The organism is Micrococcus sp. PSi08 (assembly GCF_054960655.1).
Map to the genome: position 1 here is coordinate 26,892 of NZ_JBHNYP010000014.1, position 20,453 is coordinate 47,344.

General features: G+C 74.9%; 21 protein-coding genes. 2 read left to right on the forward strand and 19 right to left on the reverse strand.

Features of this window, described 5'->3' with window-relative positions:
* Positions 1 to 21: 21 nt before the first annotated feature.
* The 15 genes from ACFI33_RS06385 to ACFI33_RS06455 all read right to left on the reverse strand — a co-directional run bounded on the left by ACFI33_RS06385 (position 22) and on the right by ACFI33_RS06455 (position 13,032).
* Entirely contained in the window at positions 22 to 171 is a 150-nt protein-coding gene (locus tag ACFI33_RS06385; RefSeq protein ID WP_153239439.1) for a hypothetical protein, read from the reverse strand.
* Positions 172 to 215: 44 nt separating this feature from the next.
* Positions 216 to 809, reverse strand: a complete 594-nt coding sequence (locus tag ACFI33_RS06390) for a hypothetical protein (protein ID WP_127445802.1) — start codon at positions 807 to 809, stop codon at positions 216 to 218.
* A 124-nt stretch (positions 810 to 933) separates the two neighbouring features.
* Complete coding sequence (locus tag ACFI33_RS06395; protein WP_078025518.1) at positions 934 to 1,413, reverse strand: flavodoxin domain-containing protein; 480 nt, start codon at positions 1,411 to 1,413, stop codon at positions 934 to 936.
* Between the two features lie 40 nt (positions 1,414 to 1,453).
* A complete protein-coding gene (locus ACFI33_RS06400; protein WP_119217973.1) occupies positions 1,454 to 3,553 on the reverse strand; it encodes an NHL domain-containing thioredoxin family protein in 2,100 nt (699 codons plus the stop codon).
* 94 nt (positions 3,554 to 3,647) lie between these two features.
* A complete protein-coding gene (locus ACFI33_RS06405; protein WP_228070732.1) occupies positions 3,648 to 4,502 on the reverse strand; it encodes a hypothetical protein in 855 nt (284 codons plus the stop codon).
* Complete coding sequence (locus ACFI33_RS06410; protein ID WP_127445803.1) at positions 4,492 to 6,750, reverse strand: cytochrome c oxidase assembly protein; 2,259 nt, start codon at positions 6,748 to 6,750, stop codon at positions 4,492 to 4,494. Before ACFI33_RS06410 ends, ACFI33_RS06405 begins: the two co-directional genes overlap by 11 nt.
* 73 nt (positions 6,751 to 6,823) lie before the next feature.
* Positions 6,824 to 8,236 carry a Dyp-type peroxidase gene (locus ACFI33_RS06415; protein ID WP_061873115.1) on the reverse strand — a complete coding sequence of 471 codons (1,413 nt, stop codon included), beginning with the start codon at positions 8,234 to 8,236 and terminating at the stop codon, positions 6,824 to 6,826.
* On the reverse strand, positions 8,223 to 8,834 hold the full coding sequence (locus ACFI33_RS06420; protein ID WP_148408319.1) for a copper chaperone PCu(A)C: 612 nt from the start codon (positions 8,832 to 8,834) through the stop codon (positions 8,223 to 8,225). Before ACFI33_RS06420 ends, ACFI33_RS06415 begins: the two co-directional genes overlap by 14 nt.
* Before the next feature lie 103 nt (positions 8,835 to 8,937).
* Positions 8,938 to 9,621, reverse strand: coding sequence for a copper resistance CopC family protein (locus tag ACFI33_RS06425; RefSeq protein WP_002858345.1), 684 nt, complete (start codon positions 9,619 to 9,621; stop codon positions 8,938 to 8,940).
* A gap of 110 nt (positions 9,622 to 9,731) precedes the next feature.
* Positions 9,732 to 10,427, reverse strand: coding sequence for a hypothetical protein (locus tag ACFI33_RS06430; protein ID WP_127435278.1), 696 nt, complete (start codon positions 10,425 to 10,427; stop codon positions 9,732 to 9,734).
* 157 nt (positions 10,428 to 10,584) lie between these two features.
* Entirely contained in the window at positions 10,585 to 10,866 is a 282-nt protein-coding gene (locus ACFI33_RS06435) for an HU family DNA-binding protein (protein WP_002858339.1), read from the reverse strand.
* 229 nt (positions 10,867 to 11,095) lie between these two features.
* A complete protein-coding gene (gene rpsN, locus ACFI33_RS06440; RefSeq protein WP_002858338.1) occupies positions 11,096 to 11,401 on the reverse strand; it encodes a 30S ribosomal protein S14 in 306 nt (101 codons plus the stop codon).
* Between the two features lies 1 nt (position 11,402).
* Positions 11,403 to 11,570, reverse strand: a complete 168-nt coding sequence (gene rpmG, locus ACFI33_RS06445) for a 50S ribosomal protein L33 (RefSeq protein WP_002858336.1) — start codon at positions 11,568 to 11,570, stop codon at positions 11,403 to 11,405.
* 1 nt (position 11,571) lies between these two features.
* Positions 11,572 to 11,808 carry a 50S ribosomal protein L28 gene (gene rpmB, locus ACFI33_RS06450; RefSeq protein WP_002858335.1) on the reverse strand — a complete coding sequence of 79 codons (237 nt, stop codon included), beginning with the start codon at positions 11,806 to 11,808 and terminating at the stop codon, positions 11,572 to 11,574.
* A gap of 468 nt (positions 11,809 to 12,276) precedes the next feature.
* Entirely contained in the window at positions 12,277 to 13,032 is a 756-nt protein-coding gene (locus ACFI33_RS06455) for a VIT1/CCC1 transporter family protein (protein WP_078025513.1), read from the reverse strand.
* 168 nt (positions 13,033 to 13,200) lie between these two features.
* Between ACFI33_RS06455 and ACFI33_RS06460 the strand changes: the two genes are divergently transcribed.
* Both ACFI33_RS06460 and ACFI33_RS06465 read left to right on the forward strand, forming a co-directional pair.
* Positions 13,201 to 14,484: an NRAMP family divalent metal transporter gene (locus ACFI33_RS06460; RefSeq protein WP_036316820.1), complete on the forward strand. Its 1,284-nt coding sequence runs from the start codon at positions 13,201 to 13,203 to the stop codon at positions 14,482 to 14,484.
* Positions 14,477 to 15,289 carry a putative hydro-lyase gene (locus ACFI33_RS06465; protein ID WP_036316823.1) on the forward strand — a complete coding sequence of 271 codons (813 nt, stop codon included), beginning with the start codon at positions 14,477 to 14,479 and terminating at the stop codon, positions 15,287 to 15,289. The genes ACFI33_RS06460 and ACFI33_RS06465 overlap by 8 nt, the downstream gene beginning before the upstream one ends.
* Positions 15,290 to 15,311: 22 nt before the next feature.
* On the opposite strand, the gene ACFI33_RS06470 is transcribed toward ACFI33_RS06465, so the two are convergent.
* Genes ACFI33_RS06470 through ACFI33_RS06485 form a run of 4 tightly spaced genes read right to left on the reverse strand, consistent with a single transcriptional unit; the run spans position 15,312 to position 20,315 of the window.
* Complete coding sequence (locus tag ACFI33_RS06470) at positions 15,312 to 16,019, reverse strand: GntR family transcriptional regulator (protein WP_129866957.1); 708 nt, start codon at positions 16,017 to 16,019, stop codon at positions 15,312 to 15,314.
* The gene (locus ACFI33_RS06475) at positions 16,016 to 17,794 is read right to left on the reverse strand and encodes an acetyl/propionyl/methylcrotonyl-CoA carboxylase subunit alpha (protein ID WP_462623828.1); all 1,779 of its coding nucleotides are present in this window, start codon (positions 17,792 to 17,794) and stop codon (positions 16,016 to 16,018) included. Before ACFI33_RS06475 ends, ACFI33_RS06470 begins: the two co-directional genes overlap by 4 nt.
* Positions 17,791 to 19,551 carry a 5-oxoprolinase subunit B/C family protein gene (locus tag ACFI33_RS06480; protein WP_144869272.1) on the reverse strand — a complete coding sequence of 587 codons (1,761 nt, stop codon included), beginning with the start codon at positions 19,549 to 19,551 and terminating at the stop codon, positions 17,791 to 17,793. The genes ACFI33_RS06475 and ACFI33_RS06480 overlap by 4 nt, the downstream gene beginning before the upstream one ends.
* The gene (locus tag ACFI33_RS06485) at positions 19,548 to 20,315 is read right to left on the reverse strand and encodes a LamB/YcsF family protein (protein ID WP_060973977.1); all 768 of its coding nucleotides are present in this window, start codon (positions 20,313 to 20,315) and stop codon (positions 19,548 to 19,550) included. Before ACFI33_RS06485 ends, ACFI33_RS06480 begins: the two co-directional genes overlap by 4 nt.
* Positions 20,316 to 20,453: the final 138 nt, after the last annotated feature.

Consider the following 20,453-nt stretch of genomic DNA (forward strand, 5'->3'; position numbering starts at 1 on the left):
CTCCCCGCCGTGCTCGGCGGCTCACTCCGCCGGGAGCACGGGCGTGTCCGTGTCCAGGCCGGTGCGGCGCGAGAAGATGCCCACCAGCTCCATGTCCGGCTGGAGCCTCACGAGCTTCTCCACACTGCGGCCGAGGTTCCCGTATCCGACGATGCCGGCGCGGATGGTCATGTGCGTCCTCCTGGTGGGGTCGTGGTCAGGTCGGTCCCGCCAGCCTAGGCCCGGCGCCGCGGGGCGCCGAGTCCGCCCGCCGGACCGCGCAGCAGGAGCACGACGACGGCGACCAGCCCCGCCAACGCCAGCATGCTGACCACGTAGATCGGCCAGGCCCACGGGCTGTGGTCGCCCCCGCCGATGCCGTAGGTGTCCGCGAGCGCCATGCCCGGCCCGAACGAGGCCATGAAGTAGGCCGGGGACGCGGCGACGAGCGAGGCGAGGCCCAGGGCGAGGACCGCCAGCGGGTCGACCTCCTCGCGACGCCACGTGAGGAACCACAGGATCGCGGCCACACCGAACCCGGCCGCCAGGATCACGGCCGGAAGGACGAAGGGGACGCCGAGCTGGCCCGCCGCGCTCAGGTCCGCGTAGATCCTCCCGAGGCCGCGGTCGCCGGGCGCGGCGGCCAACGGGTTGAGGACGAACACCTGCAGGGCCGCGAGCGCCGCGACCGCCGCGACGACGCCCGGGACCACCGCACCCGCGGCGAGCCGCACCCAGCCGGGCCGGTCGGGCAGAGCGAGGGGCGCCGTCGTCGGGCGGGGCCGGGCGGGGCGGGAGGACGCGGCGGGGCGACGGGCGGCATGGGACATGCGGCCAGGTTAACCGCTCGCCTCGGCTGCGGACACGAGAGCCTCCGTCGCCGTTTCGTCAACGAAAGCGTCTGCGGAGGCTCCTCCGCCTCCACCGTCTCGTCGACGACAGCGGCGGGTGAGGTCAGCGCACGCCGGCGCCGGGGAGGGTCTTGGCCCAGGCCTCGATGGCGTCCCAGTCGCGGAAGTCGCCGTAGTGCTCGTTGCGGGAGAGCTTGAGCTTGAGCTTCTCCAGCCGGCCCAGGCGCTCCTCGAAGAGCGCCCCGCGGAAGTACGCCACCTCGCGCGGACCGTAGGACTCGAGCTTCTCCCGCACCGGCCGGGCCAGCTCGGGCGCGCCGCCCGAGGCCAGGATCACGAGCGGCAGGTCCGTCAACTCGGCCCGACGGGTGTCAAGGAACGCCCGGGCGTCGGCGGCGAACGAGCCCGTGTAGACCGGAGCCGCGACGATCACCGCGTCCGCCGTGGCCAGCCAGGCGGCGGCGCCCTCGACGTCCTCCACCACGGTCGGGACGGCCTGCGACGTGCGCAGCACCTCCGCGACACGCTCGGCGATCTCTCGCGTGGATCCGTGGGCGGACGAGGTGACGATGAGCGTGGTCATGGTGGGGCGCAGCCTTCGGGGTCGGGGGCGGACGACGCGCTCAGTGTATCCCGCGCAGGTCCAGGTCCAGGCGGGTCTCGGCGCCCTCCGGGGCCCGGTCCGGGGTGTGCACCGTGACCGGGATGCCCCAGTCCTGCTGGTACAGGTGGCAGGCGGCGTGGTCGGGGATCGGCTGCCCCTTCTCCCCGTCGCATGCGGCGGCCCGGGCGGTGATGTGCAGGACGCCCTCCTCGACCTCGGGGTTCAGCCGCAGCGTCCGGTGCAGCCCCGTGGACGTGCCCGCGCCCTCGAGCAGCAGCTCCTCCGGGGAGGAGGAGATCTTCAGCTGCGTGGGGTCGCCCCAGCGGTCGTCCAGCTTCTGCCCCGTGGGCGCGGCGAAGCCGATCGTCAGGTCCAGGTCGCCGGCCACCACCGGGGTGCGGGGACGCTGCGTCTGCCGCGCGCCCTCGTCCACGGTGAGGAACTCCTCCGGCACCGCCAGCCGCGTGAGCCGGTGGGCGTTGGACTCGACCACCACGATCGCGGTGTCGTTCCCGTCCGCGTCGTGCTCCACGAGCACGTCCGAGGGCTCGAGCAGCCCCCGCGCCACCGTGGTCACCGTGGCCGGGACCGCCCGGCCCGCAGCGTCCTCGCCGGCCGGGGCGTACCGGCGGATCGCGCCGTTGTACGTGTCCGCGATCAGCACGGAGCCGTCCGGCAGGGCCGTGACGCCCAGCGGGTGCTGCAGGCGCGCGCGGTCCGCCTCCCCGTCCACGTGGCCGAAGTCGAACAGGCCCGCCCCGACGGCGGTCCCGACCTCGCGGCGCCCGTCCTCCCCGGTCCGCACCCAGCGCACCGCGGAGGTCTCCGAGTCCGCGACCCACAGCGCGCCGTCCGCGCCCACGGACAGCCCCGAGGGCTGCGCGAACCAGGCCCGTCCGGCGTCGCCGTCCAGCAGGCCCTCGAGCGCCGTGCCCGCGTGCACCGCGAGCGCGCCCGTGACGGGGTCGAAGTCGAAGAGCTGGTGCGTGCCGGCCATCGCGATCACCACACGCCCCAGGGCGGGGTGCCACACGACGTCCCACGGGGAGGACAGCGAGATCGCGGTCGGCTCCCCGGGCAGGTCCGCGAGGTCGACGGCGATGTCCCCCTCGTCGTCGACGGCGGCGGCCTCCTTGGCGCGCTCGGAGTCGATGAGCTTCTGCACGCCGTTGCCGGCGAGGGTGCTGACGTGCCCGTCCGACAGGCGCAGGCCCCGCAGCCGGTGGTTGACGGAGTCCGCCACGACCACGTCGTAGCCGACGCGCTCCGCGACGTCCTCGGGCAGCAGCGCCAGGCCCTGGGGCTCGTTGAACAGCGCCTCGTCCGGCCCGCCGTCCGCGTGGCCCTTCTCCCCGGGCGTGGGGAATGCGAGCTCGGCCTGGCCCGCGTCCGCCGTGGCGGGGTCCCCGCCGCCGAACGCGCGGAGCACCGTGGTCAGGTCCTCGGCGACCTCCAGGAGGCGGTGGTGGCCGGTGTCCGAGACGAGGAACGAGCCCGGGCGGGAGCCGCGGCCGCCGAGGGACACGGCCTTGCCGGGGAACGACAGGTCCCGGGCCACGGGCGCGGGCGGGACGTAGGGGCCGGAGCCGCGGTGCAGCGTGCCCTTGGCCTCGTGCTCGGCCACGAGCTCGCGCACGAGCCCGTAGAGCCCGGCCACGTGCCCCTCGCCGGACAGGTGCGCGGCGATGTAGCCCTCCGGGTCCACCACCACGAGGGTGGGCCAGGCGCGCGCCGAGTACGCCTGCCACGTGGTCAGCTCGGGGTCGTCCAGCACGGGGTGCTCGATGGCGTAGCGCTCGACGGCGGCCGCGAGCGCGTCCGGGTCCGCCTCGTGCTCGAACTTGGGCGAGTGCACGCCCACCGTGACGAGCACATCCGCGAACTCCTCCTCGAGCGGGCGCAGCTCGTCCAGGACGTGCAGGCAGTTGATGCAGCAGAACGTCCAGAAGTCGAGGAGGACGACCTTGCCGCGCAGGTCCTCGAGGGTCACCTGCTCACCGCCGGTGTTCAGCCAGCCGCGGCCCACCAGCTCGGACGCGCGCACCCGGGTGGCCGCGCGCGGCACGGCGGCGGGGGCGTCAGCGGACGGGGCGGGGTTCGGGGTCTGCGGTGCGGTCATGCCCACCATCATGGCGCACGTCCCGGACGCGTCAGCCGTGAGCGGACGCCGCGGCGTCACAGGGGGAAAGACGACGCCGCCGGGCGGGTCCGGCTCAGTCGGCGGCCAGGGCGGCGGCCAGCATCTCCTCCGCGATGAGGGTGAACTCCTTGCGCCCGGCCTCGGGCCGGCCCACGAAGGAGACCATCACCACGGCGTCGGAGGTGACGGCGGTGAGCACCTGGGCCGTGAGCTGGGGCTCGGACTCCGAGGCCACGGTCCGCTCCCACACGAGGGCGGACTGCGCCGGCGTGCCGTCGGACAGCGGCGCGTCGGAGACCTCGAGGCGGTAGTCGACGGTCGCGTCCCCCTCCTGCACGGTCATGGTCATCTCGCGGCAGTCGGCGCGCAGGGCGTTGACGGTCTGGATGTGCCGCTCGACGTCCTGGCGGCCCTGGCCCGTGAGCCGGGCGACCTCCACGGTGCCCGTGCCCGTGAAGGTGTCGGCGCCGACGTCCACGCGCGTGGCCTCGGCCCCGTCGAGGGCGATCGGAGAGAAGTCCAGGGCGGTCAGCGGCGCCTTGCACTGCGCCGGCTGCACGGTGGTCCGGTCCGCGTCCGCACGCCGGTCCCGGGAGTCCTCGCGGGCCGCGTCGATCTCCTCCGCCGTGGCGGCCCGCTGCCGGACGAAGCCGAACGTGGCCGCACGCTCGGCCGCGGCCTCCGCCATGCGCTCGTCCTGACGGTCGCCCAGGCCGAGCCCCTCCGGGGCCGCCGACTCCGTGTGCACCGCGGTGCCGGCGTCGTCGTGGACCCCGTCCGCGGGCACGGACGCGGCGGCCGGATCGTTGTCCCCGGCCCCGCAGCCCGTCAGGGCCAGCAGGCCGGCGGCGACGGCGGCCACGAGGCGCAGCCGACCACGCCGGGGCGCGGCCGGGCGGCGGAGGGGACGGACACGGTCAGCGGACATCACGGGCCTCCTCGGGGCCGGTGGAGGAGTCACGGGCCGCGGGCTCGGCGCCGCTCGGGGCGTCGGTGGCCGGGGTGCCGTGCATGCGGGCATACATCTCGTTCCAGCGGCGCAGCTCCGCGTCGCCGTCGCGGTCGGCCTGCCGGTCCAGCCGGACCGCGTTCTTGCGGTCGCTGCGATACCAGAGCACGGCCACCATCACCGCCATCATCACGGTGGGGAACTCGCCGATGCCCCACATCACCGCGCCGCCGATGCGCTGATCCTCGAGGGCGGTGGGGCCCCAGTCGCGGCCCATGTTGCCGAACCAGGACGCCTGCAGCAGACCGGTGGAGGTGGTCATGGCGACGCCGATGAAGGCGTGGAAGACCATCGTGGCCATCAGGAGCACGAGCCGCAGGGCGTACGGGGGCCGGCGCGGCAGCGGATCCGAGCCGATCATGACCAGGGCGAACAGGAACCCGGTCAGCAGGAAGTGGACGTTCATGAACTCGTGGCCCACGTGGGTCTCCAGCGAGAACCGGAAGAAGTCCGTGTAGTAGAACACCAGGATCGAGCCGGCGAAGTTGACCCCCGCCACGATCGGGTTCGTGATGAACCGCCCCCACGGGGAGTGCACGATCCACAGGATCCACTCGCGGGGGCCGCGCGTCCCATCCGTGCGGGACGGCAGGGCCCGCAGCGCCAGGGTGATGGGTGCGCCCAGGACGAGGAAGACGGGACTGAGCATCGTCAGCGTCATGTGGCCCACCATGTGCGCGCTGAACAGGACGCGGCCGTACACGGCCGGGGACCCGGAGGTCGCCCACAGCAGCACGGCCAGGCCCGCGAGCCACGCGACGGTGCGCAGCACGGGCCAGCGGTCGCCGCGGCGGCGCAGCTGCCACACGGAGCGCAGGTACCAGAGGGTCAGGAACGCGATGATCGCGACCCACAGCCAGTCGAACCGCCACATCGTGATCCACCGGGCGCCCTCGAGGGCCGGCGGCAGCTCGTAGCCGGTGAGGATGCGGGCCGGGGAGGCGTCCGGCGCGATCTCCTCCGGCACGGGCGGGGCCGTCCGGGAGAGCACGGAGGAGACACCCATGACGGCGCCCATGACCACGGCCTCCACGGCGATGAGCTGCCACAGCAGGCGACGCGCGGGGGCGGGGCTGGGACGGTCCGGGCCGGCGTCGAGGCGGGGGATCACCCACCGGCGGTGCAGCAGGCCGATCAGGCCGAGGCCCAGGGCCGCCAGGAACTTGGCCGACACGAGGATGCCGTAGGGGCTCAGCAGCTGGGCCGGATCGTCCACGCGGATCGACGCGTTGACCACGCCGGACAGCGCCACCGTGACCAGGCCCAGCCCGGCGAGCACGGAGTACCGGGTCAGGACCGTGTGCAGCAGGGGCGCCGGGCCCTGCCGGCGCAGGCTGCGGCCCCGCCCCTGCGCCCCGTTGGGCCCCACGAGGGTGTCCGAGATCGCGACGAGCACGAGCAGTCCGCCCACCCACACGACGACGCCGAGCAGGTGCAGGCCGATCGAGTTCACGGCGCCGGTGTGGTCGTCACCGCCCGCCGCGTGCCCGATCAGGGCCAGGGGCACGAGGGCGAGCATCGCCAGGATGCCGGTCCAGAACAGGCCGTTGTGGGAGCGGACGGCGATCGCCAACGTGGTCACGACGGCGGCGATCACGGTGACCCAGAACCACGCCTGGCCCACCGAGATGCCGACCACGTAGGCCGCCAGGCCGTCCGTGAAGCCCTGCCCCGCCGTGACGGGGATGCCGGCGAGGTCCGAGTAGGACAGCACGCCGACGGCCAGCGCGGCCACCGTCCACACGCCGGCGCTGACGGCGGCGATCCGCATCACGCGGGTGAACGCGGGGTGCTCGGGCAGCGGTGCGGCGTCCGCGTCCTCGCGCCGCTGCCGGGCGGAGCGGTGCCACCGTTCCGTCCCCGCCGCGTGGGGCGGCAGGACCCCGGCCGCGAAGATCAGCGCGGCGATGGTCAGGGACATCGCCAGGTTGGAGACGAGCTCCCCCACGGGCACGCCCCAGCGGGTGATCCACCCCGGGTCGGAGAGCTGGCGCGCGGCGGTGACGCCGGTCAGCCAGCCGGCGGCGGCGAGGCCGGCGGCTCCCGCGGCGGCCACGAGCATCCAGATCCACCGGGGCACACCGACCGGCCCCGACGGACCGGGGCGGGCGGCGTCGTCGTTCTCGGCGGGGTGGCTGCCCCGGGCGGGGGCGGTGGCGGCGGACATGGGGTCCATCCTCTCAAAGCATGCGGACGCCCGGCGACGACGGGAGCGGCCCCGCCGCCGTCGGGCCCCTGGGTCAGGCGAACAGGGCGTCGCCCACGAACCCGCCCTCGGCGCAGCCGGGCGGGATCGCGAAGACCGCCGAGCCGACGGGCACGGTCCACAGGTTCAGGTGGTCCGACTCCGCGAGCCGGGCCTGGACGGGGACGAACTGTCGGTCCACGTCCGCCTGGTAGGCGGCGAAGATCAGGCCGGAGCCCGCCTCCAGCGCCCCGCGCGGGTCGTCGTAGTTGTAGCCGCGACGCAGCATCCCGTACTCGGGCTCCTCCCCACGGGCCCGCCGCAGGTGCGCGATGTCCGAGATGACCGGGAAGCCCGTGGGGCCGACGGCGTCGAAGTCCGGCTCGTCGTGCTCCTGCTCCCCCGTGAGGGGGGCGCCGGTGCCGAGGCGACGGCCGATGACCTTCTCCTTGGCCGGGCGGTCGAGCTCGTCCCACGTGTCCATGAGCATCTCGATGCGCCGGATCACCACGGACGTGCCGTCCGGGATCCACGGGGTGACACCCACCTGCTCGGCGCCCACGCCCCACACCACGCGGTCGAGGTGCGGGGTGTCCGCCGCCGGGTTGCCGGTGCCGTCCACCTGCCCGAAGAGGTTGCGCATCGTGGTGCCGGTGGGGTGGGCGCCGCGGGCGGAGCGGAAGCCCTCCTGCACCCAGCGCTCGGTGGCGAACGGCCGGGCCGCCTTGAGGAGCATGCGCCGGGTGTGGGCCACGGACATCCGGTCGTCGCCGCAGATCTGCAGCAGCAGGTCGCCGTCGCTGAACGCGGGGTCCAGGCGGTCGATCTGCTCGAACGCCGGCAGCGGGCGCAGCCAGGCCGGGGCCCGGTCCGGGGCCACGCGGCGGACGAGCTCCGGGCCGAAGCCGAACGTCACGGTGAGCCGCGCGGGGGCGGCGGCGAGCTCCGGCTCGGTGTCGGCGATCGTGGCGCGGCCCTGGGTCAGACGCGCCGCGTCGTCGGTGAGCAGGCGCAGCATCCGCTCGATGCGCACCCGGTCCGCGTCCTCGCGCAGGTCGAGGGCGAGGAAGACGGCGTGGGCCTGGGCGGGGGTGTCGACGCCGGCCTGGCGCGGCCCGTGGAACGGCACGGTGTCCGTGCCCACGGGCGAGCTGACGGCCACCCGGGCGGCCTGGCCGCCGGGCTCGGCCCAGCCGGCCCGGCCGACGTCGCCCTCGATGCCGGTGTCGCCCATGACCTCGGAGGGCGAGGCCCCCGCCCCGGGCGCGGCGGACGCGCCCGGGGCGGTCGAGGCCGACGCGTGGCCGGCGCCGTAGCCGAGTGCCGTGCCCAGCAGGCCGCCGCCCACCGCGCCCGCCCCGAGGAGCAGGCCGCGGCGGGAGGGGCCCCCCGGGGCCGGGCGGGCGCCCTCGCGCCCGCCCGACCCGTGGTGGTCGTCCGGCCGGACGGCGGGGTCAGTGGTCGGCATGGTCCTCCGATTCGTGGGACTGGCCGCCGTGGTACGACTCGTTGGCGCCGGTGAAGGGCCGGACCACGGAGGTGACCTCGAGGGTGGAGCCGTCCTCCAGCTCGAGGTCGTAGGTCACGTCCTCACCCGGCTCGATCGGGTCGGTCAGGCCCATGAACATCACGTGGTTGCCGCCCGGGGCGAGCTCGAGGCTCCCGCCCGCGGGCACGGTGAAGCCGTCGGGGCTCTCCTGCATCACCATCTGGCCGTCCTCGCCGGAGACCATCTCGTGGAGCTCGACCGTCTCGCCCAGCTCCGAGCGGACGCCGACGATGTGCAGGTCCTGGTCCGAGGAGTTCTCGAGCATGCCGAAGGAGCCGGTCATGCCCTCCTCGGTGGCCTTCGTCCAGGGGTCGGTGATCGTGAGGCCGGCGGCCTGGCCGTCCGCGGTGGACGCGGCCGACGAGGCGCCCGTGGCCGGCGCGACGCTCGAGGCGTCCGACGCGCTCGGGGCGGAGCCGGCGTCGTCTCCGGCGCAGGCCGTCAGGCCGAGGGCGGCGACGGCGAGCACGGCGGCGGCGCCGAGGCGGCGAGGGGCGCGGGGAGAGGTGGTGGTCACGTCTGTGGGGTTCCTTGTCAGGCGGGCGCGCGACGACGCGCGGGGCGTTCGGGCGCGCGAGGGCGGGGCCGGCCCCCTCAGGGGGCCGACCGGGGATCGGAGGTCAGCGGCCGTCGTCGAGGTGGCCGAGCGCGCGGGCGCGGCGGCCCATCAGGAGGAAGGCCACGACGAGCACGGCCAGGCCGGCGATGCCGGCGACCCACACCCAGGCGGGCAGCGCGTCGGTGTCCGCGGGCTGCGCGGCGTCGGAGGCGTCCGCCTGCGCGGTCGCCTCGGCCGAGGCGGCGTCGCCCTGACCTGCCGCGGCCTCCGGGGAGGCGGCGGTCGAGGCCCCGGCGACGGCGGTGCCGCAGCCCTGGGGCGCGGTGCCGGCGGCCGGTGCGGCCGGGTCGTCCACCGCGAAGTCGAACGAGCGCTCCTCGGAGTGCCCGTCCGAGTAGACGACGCGGTAGGCGACCTCGTAGTCGCCGTTGGGCAGCCCCTCGCACAGCGGCGCGGAGAAGGTGGGGCCGTCCACGGTGCCGGCAGCGGACTGCCACTGGTTGCCGTCGGCGTCGCGGACCTGCAGGAGGTTCTGGATGCCCTCGCCGTCGATCAGCTCGCCACTGAAGGTCAGTGAGACCTCCGACGGCGCCGTCGTGGCCGTCTCGCCGACCGCGGGGGCGGTGCGGATGAGCTCGTCGTGCGCGGCCGCGGGGGCGGCTCCGGCGACGACGAGGGCAGGCAGCAGGGTGAGTCCGGCGGCGGCGCGAGCGGCGCGGCGGACAGGGGCGGTCTGGTGATGCATGGTGGTGTCCTCACGGGTCTGCCGCGGTCCCGGACGGGAGTCGCGGGCGGACCGTTCCGAAGGGTCGTCGGGCGCGGTCGGGCCTCGAGACGCGGACGGAGCCGGCGTCCTCAGGCCGCGAGGGCGAACGGCGGGCCGCGCCGCCCCGGAGAGCTGAGGAGGGCGAGGGACGTCGTCGGCCGGAGCACCGGCGGGACGGGGACACGGAGGCGGGCCGGCGTCGGCAGGGGGCCGTGCGCGGCCGGCGGCGGGCAGACGGCGGCCACCACGCGTTCGGCGATGGTGAGCACGAGGGCCTCGCCGCGCCGCAGCACCAGCACGGTGAGGACCGCGGCGATCACGTGGGCCGCGAGCATGCGCAGGTCGGTCAGGTGGCCGGTGGGGGCGCCGGACAGGGCCTCCCCCGGCGCCAGGAGGGCCCCGGCGCCGGGATGGGCGTGGCCGAGGTGGGCCGGGTCGACGCCGGCGACCGGCGCCACGGCGTGTCCGCCGGCGGCGAGCCCGTAGAGCACGTGGAACAGCCCCTGGGCGATCGCGACGGCGGCGGCGGTGCGCCACAGCGAGAGGGCGCGGCCCGCCAGGGCGGTGCAGAGCGGGGCGGCGAGGACGGCCGCGAAGGCGACCACGCCGACCTCGGGGAACCCGTGACCGGGCTCGGCGGCGGTGTGGAACAGCGCGGCCAGGGCGGTCATCGCCAGGGCCCCGGCCCAGCCCCGGACCAGACGGGCCGGCCCACGCACGACGCGCGGAGGGGCGTCCTCGAGGCCGGACGGGGCCCACGGAGCGGCGGCGACGGCGCTGCGCATGCCACGACTCCTCTCCGCACGGCCCCGGCCCACGTCGGCCGGACGATCGTCCGCCCATCCTACGCGCCCGCAGACGACGACGGGCGCCCCACCCGAGGGTGCGACGCCCGTCCCGCGGCGTGCGGCGTGGGTCCGGGGACCCGCACCGCGACCGGGATCACTCGGAGGCGGCGGCCTTGAGCTTGGAGCCGGCGGTCACCTTCACGGAGTGGCCGGCCGGGATGGTGATCTCCTCGCCGGTGCGCGGGTTGCGGCCGGTGCGCTCCTTGCGCTCGGTGCGCTCCACGGCCAGCCAGCCCGGGATCGAGACCTTCTCGCCCTTCTTGACCTGGGCGGTGAACACCTCGAAGAGGGCGTCCAGCACATCGCTGACGGCGGCCTGGGTGTTGCCGGAGCGCTCGGCGACGGCGGCGACGAGTTCCTTGCGGTTCATGGCCATGGGTCCTCCCTATGGGACGTCGGTTACGGTTCCCGGGCCGTTCGGATCGGGCTGCCAGTTGTGAACGTACCACCTCTCCGCGGGCGAATCGCCCCCTGAACCGCGAGAATCCGCGATTTCCCGTGACCCGGGCGGCCCTGATCCCCGAGGCACGACGACGGCGGCGCCCCTCCTGAGGAGGGACGCCGCCGTCGCGGTGGTGCCGAGCGCCCGGAGACCGGGCCTCAGGTCACCAGGAGGACTTGGTCACGCCGGGCAGCTCGCCACGGTGCGCCATGTCGCGGAAGCGCACGCGGGAGATGCCGAAGCGCTGGAAGGTGCCGCGGGGGCGACCGTCGATGGCGTCGCGGTTGCGCACGCGGACCGGGGAGGCGTCGCGGGGCAGCTTCTGCAGGCCCAGGCGGGCGGCCTCGCGGGCCTCGTCCGACGCGTTCGGGTCCACGAGGGTCTTGCGCAGCTCGAGACGCTTCTCGGCGTAACGGGCCACGATGGCCTTGCGCTGCTCGTTCTTGGCGATCTTGGACTTCTTGGCCATCTCAGCGCTCCTCTCGGAAGTCGACGTGCTTGCGGACCACCGGGTCGTACTTCTTCAGGGTGATGCGGTCCGGGTTGTTCCGGCGGTTCTTGCGGGTCACGTAGGTGAACCCGGTGCCGGCGGTGGACTTCAGCTTGATGATCGGACGAACGTCCTTGTCCTTGGCCATGTCAGAGCTTCACTCCCTTCGCGATCAGGTCCGCCACGACGGCGTCGATACCGCGCACGTCGATGGTCTTGATGCCCTTGGCGGACAGCGTCAGGGTGACGTTGCGGCGCAGGGAGGGGACCCAGTAGGTCTTCTTCTGGATGTTGGGGTCGAACCGGCGCTTGGTGCGACGGTGCGAGTGGGAGATGCTGTGGCCGAATCCCGGCCCAGCCCCGGTTACCTGGCAGTGAGCTGCCATGATCACTCCTCGTGGCAAGTAGTAGTAAAAGGACGGGCGGAACCCGCATGGCGGCGAGCCGCGGACCTGTCCGCGGACACCTGTTGTGAGCCCCGCCCCGGGTGTGGACACCGCACTCTTACTGCGACTTCTCGAAAAGGGGGACCAGGCTGGGTGAGAGCCAACCGAAGTTCCTTATGGGATCGCTGGTGTGGACGGTGAGCCCCGGTCCGTCCTGAGGACGTCCCGGGATCCGGTCTGCGGGAGCGCGTTGCTTTTCCGACCCGCCGCCCCCCCGGTCACCTGACCGATGGAACGACGAGAACAACGCGGCGTGCGCCGTCCCACCTTACGCGAACCGTGGGCGTCGCTTCAACTCGACGGGGGGCGCCTGTGGTATGCGCACGGTCCTCGGCCCCCAGGGCCGCTCCGCTCGCCACGGCTCGGCGCGGCCACGGGCGCTGGGCCGGCCCACCCCTGCGGCGCGGATCAGGCGACCGACGCCCCCAGCAGCGAGCCCACCGCCAAGGTCAGGCCGAGCGCCAGGGCACCGCCGAGGACGACGCGCACGGCCGCCCGCAGCGCGGGCGCGTCGCCGAGCCGGGCCCCGACCCAGCCGGTCACAGCGAGGGCCACGAGGGTGACCCCGAACGTGAGCGGGATACGGAAGTCCACCGGCGCCAGGACGACCGTCAGGAAGGGCAGCAGCGCGCCCACGAGGAACGAGAGGAAGGAGGCCCCGGCGGCAGCCCAGGGGCTGACGACGTCCTCCTCCGCCATGCCCAGCTCCATGCGCAGATGCGCGGCGAGCGCGTCCTTCTCGGTGAGCTCCCGCGCAGCGGCCTCGGCCGTGGCCCGGCTCAGGCCGTCCGCCTCGTAGAGCTGCACGAGCTCCTCCAGCTCGCCCTCGGGATCCTCCTCGAGCTCGCGGCGCTCCTTGGCGATCAGCGACTTCTGCGAGTCGGAGGACGAGGAGACGGACACGTACTCGCCCAGCGCCATGGAGAAGGCGCCGCCGACCACGGCGGCGGCACCGGCCAGCAGGACCGGGGTGAGCGCCGTCGTCGCACCGGCGACTCCGACGACGGTGGCGGCGACGGACACGATGCCGTCGTTGGCGCCGAGCACGCCCGCGCGGAGCCAGTTGAGGCGGGCATGCACGCCTTCGGCGGCGTGCGGTTCGTCGGGACCGCCCGGCGGGACCTGATCGGCGAGGGGCGAGGACTGTTCAGACGTGTGCGACATGTCTCCATGGTCGCGGCGCGGGGCGGGGTGCGCCAGGCAGGTGAGGCGTTCCTTCGGACGGGGATGCCACGAGACTCGCTGGTGCTGTTGCCAGGATTGTTCAACAACAGCTACCGTCTCCCCAGCGCCTCGTGACGCCCGTCACCTCGCCTGGCGCCCTCGACGAAGGTGACCACCGTGTCCCACGCAGACATCCCCCACGCCGGACCGGACGGCTCGACCCCCTCGGGCACCGCGCCGAAGACCGACTCCCGCGCCGCGAGCGCCACCCGGCGCACCGCACTGCTCGGCGCCATGTTCCTCATGGCCACCTCGGCCATCGGCCCCGGCTTCATCACGCAGACCGCCACGTTCACCGTCCAGATGGGCGCCGCGTTCGCGTTCGCCATCCTGGTCTCGATCCTCATCGACGTCGCCGTCCAGATGAACGTGTGGCGCGTCATCGGCGTCTCCGGCATGCGCGCCCAGGAGCTGGCGAACCGCGTCCTGCCCGGCCTCGGCTGGGTCCTCGCCGCGCTCGTGTTCCTCGGCGGCATGGTCTTCAACATCGGCAACATCGCCGGCACCGGCCTCGGCGCGAACGCCATGCTCGGCGTCGACCCCCTGATCGGTGGCGGCGTCTCCGCGCTCATCGCGCTGTTGATCTTCCTCTCCAAGCGCGCCGGCGTGGCCCTGGACCGGATCGTGGTGGCGCTCGGCGCCGTCATGATCCTGCTGATGCTGTACGTGGCCATCACCTCCGCCCCGCCCGTGGGCGAGGCCCTGCGCCAGTCCGTGATGCCGGAGGAGGTCGACTTCTTCGTGATCGTCACCCTCGTGGGCGGCACCATCGGCGGCTACATCACCTACGCGGGCGCCCACCGCATGATCGACTCCGGAGTGAAGGGCGTGGACGACGTCCAGGACATCACCCGCAGCTCCGTGGCCTCGATCCTCGTGACCGGCCTGATGCGCGCCCTCCTGTTCCTGGCGATCCTCGGCGTCGTCGCCTCGGGGGCGGTGCTGTCCAAGGACAACCTGGCCGCCTCCGCCTTCCAGGCCGCCGCCGGCGACATCGGCCTGCGCATGTTCGGCATCGTCCTGTGGGCCGCCGCCGTCACCTCCGTGATCGGTGCGTCGTACACCTCGATCAGCTTCGTCACCCGCTCCACCACCAGCGCCCGCACCCGCAACCTGCTGACGGTCGCCTTCATCGTGGTCTGCACCGCCCTCTACCTGGCGCTGCGCCAGGCACCGCAGACGCTGCTCGTGTTCGCCGGCGCGTTCAACGGCATGATCCTGCCGGTCGGCTTCGCCGCCCTCCTGTACGTGGCCTGGCGCCGCCGCGACCTGCTGCACGGCTACCGCTACCCCGGGTGGCTGCTCGTGATCGGCGCGCTCGCGTGGATCGTCTCCGTGTTCATCGCGGTGCGCGGGTTCATCCCCATGGTCGAGATGATCACCGGTGCCTGAGATGACCACGACGAAACCGCTGCCGCCGCTGGACGGCGCCACGACCCCCGCGCAGGCCCGCGAGCGCTTCCGCGCGGGGCTCGTGCGGCCGACCTCGGGGATCGCCGACGGCTACGCGCAGGCGAACCTCGTCTCGATCCCGCAGGACCACGCCTACGACGTCCTGCTCTTCGCCCAGCGCAACCCCCAGGCCCTGCCGCTGCTCGGCGTGTTCGAGGCCGGCGAGGTCAACGGCCCCGCACTGGACGGCGACGTCCGCACGGACGTGCCGCAGTACGTGGTGTACCGCGACGGCGTGGAGACGGACCGCCCCACGGATCTGCTCGACGTGTGGCGGGACGACCTCGTGACGTTCGTGATCGGCTGCTCGTTCACCTTCGAGTCCGCCCTGGTGGCCGAGGGCATCCGGATGGCCCACCAGGACGCCGGCGTGAACGTGCCGATGTACCGCACCACGCGGCGCTGCGCCTCGGCGGGCCGCCTCTCAGGCCCGCTCGTGGTCTCGATGCGCCCCATCCCCGCCGACCGCGTGGCCGACGCCGTGCGCATCACCTCCCGCTACCCTGCGGTGCACGGCGCGCCCGTGCACGTGGGCGACCCGGCCGGCCTCGGGATCACGGACCTGTCGGCACCGGACTTCGGCGACGCCGTCGAGGTCCCGCACGGCCACCTGCCCGTGTTCTGGGCGTGCGGGGTGACGCCGCAGGCGGCGATCATGGAGTCCCGCCCGCCGCTGGCCATCACGCACGCGCCCGGGCACATGCTCATCACGGACCTGCCGGACCGGATGTTCCAGGTCCCGTGACCGCCGGGGCCCGGGGAGACGGTCAGCCCCCCACGGCGGCGAGGTGCGCCAGGACGAACTGCTCCGCCTCGTCCAGGTAGCCGCCGAACATGGCGTGCACCGCGGGCAGGTCGCCGGCCAGCAGCCGCTCCACGATCCACCGGTTGCGGTCCGCGAACAGCACGTGCAGGCGCGTCTGCTCGTCCATCGGATGGAACGCCAGGCGCACGCGGGCCTGCACCGACGCCATGAGCCGCGTGAGCTCGGGGGCGCCGGCCAGGTCCACGATGCCGACGTGGACGCGATGGTTGGCGTCGCCCAGGACCCGCGCGGGCGTGTCCGGGCCACCGGAGAGCAGGTCCTGGGCACAGCGCAGGTGGCGCGCCGCGCCGGGGGTGAGCTCGCCGTGCTCGAGGGCGCCGAGCTGGATCACCCGACGCGTGCGGTACAGCCCGCGCACGTCCTGCGGACCCGGCGCCGCCACGAACACCCCGCGGTGCGGCCGGCGCTCCACGAGGCCCTCCGAGGCCAGCATGGTGAACGCCTCGCGCAGGCTGTTGCGACTGACCTGGAGCTCGGCGGCCAGCGCCACCTCCCCCAGCCGCTCCCCCGGCACGAGCCCGGCCGCCGCGATCCGCTGCCGCAGCTGCGCGGCCGCGGCCACGGGAGCCGGCGCCGGGGCGGACTCCCCGTCACCGGCGCCGGGCGCGAGGTCGTCCCCGGTGACACCGTCGCGCGTCGGCACCCTCACGCCCCCAGCCGGGCGATCGCCTGGCCGCGCGTCACCGAGGCCGGGGTCTCGGCCACGAGGAGCTGGATCCGGCCCGCACGCGGGGCACGGATCGGCGTCTCCATCTTCATCGCCTCCACGATCGCGACCGTGTCACCCTCGGCCACCTCGGCGCCGTCCTCGACCTTCCACGAGGCCAGGGTGCCGGTGACCGGCGAGGCCACGGCGCCGTCGTCGTCGGGCTTCCCGGCGCCCGCGGCGTCAGCCGGGGCCGCGGCACCCGCACCGCCGCCGCCGAGGAGGGCCGCGTAGAGATCCGCGGGCAGGCCCAGGCGCACGGCGCGGCCGTCCAGCTCCACGGTGACGGAGGTGCGGCCGCCCGCGGGAACCTCGGCGCCCAGGTAGGGGGACTCGGCCAGCGGCTCGGCGAACTCGGACTCGATCCACGTGGTGTAGACGCCGAGGCGGTCCCCCGAGGTGAAGGCGTCCTGCTCGAGCACGGCGCGGTGGAACGGCACCACGGTGGGCACGCCGTCGATGCGCAGCTCGGCCAGGGCGTCGCGGGCGCGGGCGATGGCCTGGGCGCGGTCCTCGCCCCACACGATGAGCTTGGCGAGCAGGGAGTCGTACTCGCCCGGCACCACGGAGCCGGTGCGGACGCCCGAGTCCATGCGGACCCCGGGGCCGGTGGGGGCCTCGAACGCGTCGATCGGGCCGGGCACGGGCAGGAAGCCGTACGCCGGGTCCTCGGCGTTGAGTCGGAACTCGAGGGCGTGGCCGCGCGGGGTCGGGTCCTCGGGGATGCTCAGCGGCTCGCCGGCGGCGATGCGGAACTGCTCGCGCACCAGGTCCACGCCGAAGACCTCCTCGGTCACGGGGTGCTCCACCTGCAGGCGGGTGTTGACCTCCAGGAAGCTGATGAGGCCGTCCGGGGCCACGAGGTACTCGACCGTGCCGGCCCCGGTGTACCCGGCGGCGCGGCAGATCTCGCGGGCGGAGGTGTGGATGCGCTCGCGCTGCTCGTCCGTGAGGAACGGCGCCGGGGCCTCCTCCACGAGCTTCTGGTTGCGGCGCTGCAGGGAGCAGTCGCGGGTGCCGAGCACGGCCACGTGGCCGTGCTCGTCGGCGAGGACCTGGGCCTCCACGTGGCGGGGGCGGTCCAGGAAGCGCTCCACGAAGCACTCGCCGCGGCCGAACGCGGCCACGGCCTCGCGGACGGTCGCCTCGAACGCGTCCTCGACGTCGCCGAGCTCACGCACCACGCGGATGCCGCGGCCGCCGCCGCCGAAGGCCGCCTTGATGGCGATCGGCAGGCCGTGCTCCTCGGCGAACGTGCGCGCGGCGGCGGCGTCCGGCACGGGGCCGTCCGAGCCCGGCACGAGCGGGGCGCCCGCCTGCTGGGCGAGGGAGCGGGCGGTGATCTTGTCCCCGAGGGCGCGGATCGCGTCCGGCGACGGGCCGATCCAGGTCATCCCGGCGTCGATCACGGCCTGCGCGAAGTCGGCGTTCTCGGAGAGGAAGCCGTAGCCCGGGTGCACGGCGTCGGCGCCGGCGCGGCGGGCGACGTCGAGGACCGCGTCGATCCTCAGGTAGGTGTCCGCCGAGGACGCGCCCGGCAGGTGGAAGGCCTCGTCCGCGACGGCCACGTGCAGGGCGTCGGCGTCCGGATCCGAGTAGACGGCGATCGACGCGATGCCGTGGTCGCGGGCGGCGCGGGCCACGCGCACGGCGATCTCGCCGCGGTTGGCGATGAGCACCCGCGTGACGGGGCGGGCGGCGGGGGTGGTGGTGGTCATGCGGGGGTCTCCTCGGAGGGCGATGCGGAGTCGACGACGGTCTCGGCGCCGGGGCGGGGATGGGGGACGAAGCGGACGCGGGCGCCCGGCGGCAGCTGGGCCGCCAGGCTGAGGTCCGCGCGGGCCACGACGCCGATCACCGGGTAGCCGCCGGTGACCGGATGGTCGGAGAGGAACAGGACGGGCTCACCCGAGGGCGGCACCTGCAGCGCGCCGCGCACGGCGCCCTCGGACTTCAGCTCGCCCTCCCGCACGCGCTCGAGCGGCGCGCCGTCGTCGGGGGCCGTGAGGCGCACGCCGATCCGGTCGGTCTGCTGGCTCACGTCCCAGTCCTGCGTGAACAGGCGCTCCAGGCCCGCCTCGCCGAACCAGTCGTCGCGGGGGCCGGGGACCACGCGCAGCACGGCCACCTGGCCGGGCGCGGGCATGGGGCGCAGCGAGGTCTCCGGGTCCCCCACCGTCGCGACGCCGGCCTCCGCCGAGGCGGGGGCGCCGGCGGCGGTCGGGCGCGCGGCGGAGGCGCCGGCGGCGCCCCTCGCATCCGGGCCGACGCGGCGGGCGAGGCGGTCCCCCGCCGTCAGCGGGGCGGGGCCGAGCCCGGACAGGGTGTCGGTCGAGCGGCTGCCGAGCACGGGCGGCACGTCGATCCCGCCCCGGAGGCCCACGTACACGCGCAGGCCGCCGACCGGCTCGTCCACCGTCAGCGTCTGGCCGTCCAGCACGACGAACGGCGTGCGGGCGAGCACCCGGCGCGTGGCGCCGTCGGCCGCGGTGATCGTCCCGCCGGCCTCGGCGCCGGCCAGGGCCATCACCTGGTGGCCGTGCGCGGTGAGGGTGAGGCCGCCCAGGACGGTCTCCAGCACCGCCTCGCGTGAGCGGTTGCCCACGAGCCGGTTCGCCTGGCGTGCCGCGTCCCGGTCGGCCGCGCCGGACGCGACGACGCCGAGGTCGCCCAGGCCCGGGCGGCCCAGGTCCTGGACCAGGGTCAGGAGCCCCGGGTCCACGACGGTGACGCCGCGGCGGCCGGCCACGGACGGGAGGCCGGCCGCGGCGTCGGCGGGCGGGGTGGCGTCGACCGCCGCGTCCGTGCCGGAGGTGACGGACGCCGTCGGGCGCACGGGGACGTAGCGGACACGGTCGCCGGGCTGCAGCAGGGCGGGCTGCTCGCGGCCGAGGTCCCACAGGGCCGCGGTGGTGTGCCCGAGCAGCTGCCAGCCGCCGGGCGAGGTGCGCGGGTAGACGGCGGAGAAGGCCCCGGCGACGGCGACGGCGCCCGCGGGGACGGCCGTGCGGGGCGAGCTGCGGCGGGGCGCCTCGAACGGGGCCGCTTCGGAGGCGCAGTACATGAACCCCGGCGCGAAGCCGCCGAACGCGGCGAACCAGTCGGCCTCGCTGTGGGCCCGGATGACGCCGTCGACGCCGAGCCCGGTGAGCCGGCCGACCTCGGCGAGATCTTCGCCGTCGTAGACCACGGGGATCTCGACGATCCGACCCCCCGTCACCTCACCGGCGTCGGGGGTGAGAGTGCTGACCCGCGGTGCGGCGTGCTCGGCGGCGGCCTGCGAGGTGAAGGTCACCAGGACGGTCGCGGCGGCGGCCATGACCTGGCGCTGGCCGCGCTCCGGGTGGGCCGTGAGGTGGGCGTGGACGGCCATGACGTCCTCGAGCGAGGCGCACTCGACGAGGAAGCCCTGGGTGCCGACCCAGCGGATCGGGCGGGCCGGCGGCTCGGCGGCGGGGTGATATGGGGCGCTCATGCGAAGGCCTTGATGGACACGCCCGCGCCCTCGAGCGCGCGGCGCACGGCCGCGGCCATGGCCACGGCGCCGGGCGTGTCGCCGTGCAGGCAGATGCTCTCGGCGTCGACGCGCACGTCCGTGCCGTCCACCGCCGCGACGACGCCCTCGGTGGCCAGGCGCACCATGCGGGCGGCGACGTCGTCCTCGTCGTGGAGGACCGCGCCGGGCTCGCGGCGGGAGACGAGCGTGCCGTCCGGGTTGTAGCCGCGGTCCGCGAAGGCCTCGGCGACGCCGCGCAGCCCCGCGGCGGCCGCCTTGTCCAGGGCGACGGAGCCGGGCAGGAGCAGCAGCGGGAGGTCGGAGCCGAACGCCCTGACGCCGTCGACGACGGCCTGGGCGTGCGCCTCGTGACGGACGATCGTGTTGTAGAGGGCGCCGTGCGGCTTCACGTAGCGGACCCGGCCGCCGGCCGCGCGGGCGAGCGCGTCGAGGGCGCCGATCTGGTAGAGGACGTCGTCGGCCAGCTCGGTGGGCGTGCAGTCCAGGAAGCGGCGGCCGAAGCCGGCGAGGTCGCGGTAGCCCACGTGCGCGCCGATCGTGACGCCGGCGGCGACCGCGTCACGGCAGGTCTGGGCGATCCCCGAGGGATCGCCCGCGTGGAAGCCGCACGCGACGTTGGCGGAGGAGACGGAGGGCATGATGGCGGCGTCGTCCCCCATCGTCCACGAGCCGAAGGACTCGCCGACGTCGGAGTTCAGGTCGATCTGCGGCGCGTGAGACACAGTGCAGTCCTCTCGGATCGGGCCCGGCTGAGGTGCCGGTCACACAATCTTGAGGCATGAAGGATGATTGTTCAACAATCCTCGCCGCGTCCTCCTGGCGCTCACCCGGTCCGCACCCCAACGCGGGTTGAGTTATCG

What these genes read in the sequence shown, in the direction of transcription:
- ACFI33_RS06415 (WP_061873115.1), bottom strand. Translation starts at nt 8,236, where the DNA reads ATGCCGACCACTGACCCCGCCGTCCGGCCGGACGACCACCACGGGTCG.
- ACFI33_RS06385 (WP_153239439.1), bottom strand. Translation starts at nt 171, where the DNA reads ATGACCATCCGCGCCGGCATCGTCGGATACGGGAACCTCGGCCGCAGT.
- ACFI33_RS06480 (WP_144869272.1), bottom strand. Translation starts at nt 19,551, where the DNA reads ATGAGCGCCCCATATCACCCCGCCGCCGAGCCGCCGGCCCGCCCGATC.
- ACFI33_RS06425 (WP_002858345.1), bottom strand. Translation starts at nt 9,621, where the DNA reads ATGCATCACCAGACCGCCCCTGTCCGCCGCGCCGCTCGCGCCGCCGCC.
- ACFI33_RS06475 (WP_462623828.1), bottom strand. Translation starts at nt 17,794, where the DNA reads ATGACCACCACCACCCCCGCCGCCCGCCCCGTCACGCGGGTGCTCATC.
- rpmG (WP_002858336.1), bottom strand. Translation starts at nt 11,570, where the DNA reads ATGGCCAAGGACAAGGACGTTCGTCCGATCATCAAGCTGAAGTCCACC.
- ACFI33_RS06405 (WP_228070732.1), bottom strand. Translation starts at nt 4,502, where the DNA reads ATGTCCGCTGACCGTGTCCGTCCCCTCCGCCGCCCGGCCGCGCCCCGG.
- ACFI33_RS06430 (WP_127435278.1), bottom strand. Translation starts at nt 10,427, where the DNA reads ATGCGCAGCGCCGTCGCCGCCGCTCCGTGGGCCCCGTCCGGCCTCGAG.
- ACFI33_RS06395 (WP_078025518.1), bottom strand. Translation starts at nt 1,413, where the DNA reads ATGACCACGCTCATCGTCACCTCGTCCGCCCACGGATCCACGCGAGAG.
- rpmB (WP_002858335.1), bottom strand. Translation starts at nt 11,808, where the DNA reads ATGGCAGCTCACTGCCAGGTAACCGGGGCTGGGCCGGGATTCGGCCAC.
- ACFI33_RS06390 (WP_127445802.1), bottom strand. Translation starts at nt 809, where the DNA reads ATGTCCCATGCCGCCCGTCGCCCCGCCGCGTCCTCCCGCCCCGCCCGG.
- ACFI33_RS06435 (WP_002858339.1), bottom strand. Translation starts at nt 10,866, where the DNA reads ATGGCCATGAACCGCAAGGAACTCGTCGCCGCCGTCGCCGAGCGCTCC.
- rpsN (WP_002858338.1), bottom strand. Translation starts at nt 11,401, where the DNA reads ATGGCCAAGAAGTCCAAGATCGCCAAGAACGAGCAGCGCAAGGCCATC.
- ACFI33_RS06455 (WP_078025513.1), bottom strand. Translation starts at nt 13,032, where the DNA reads ATGTCGCACACGTCTGAACAGTCCTCGCCCCTCGCCGATCAGGTCCCG.
- ACFI33_RS06400 (WP_119217973.1), bottom strand. Translation starts at nt 3,553, where the DNA reads ATGACCGCACCGCAGACCCCGAACCCCGCCCCGTCCGCTGACGCCCCC.
- ACFI33_RS06410 (WP_127445803.1), bottom strand. Translation starts at nt 6,750, where the DNA reads ATGTCCGCCGCCACCGCCCCCGCCCGGGGCAGCCACCCCGCCGAGAAC.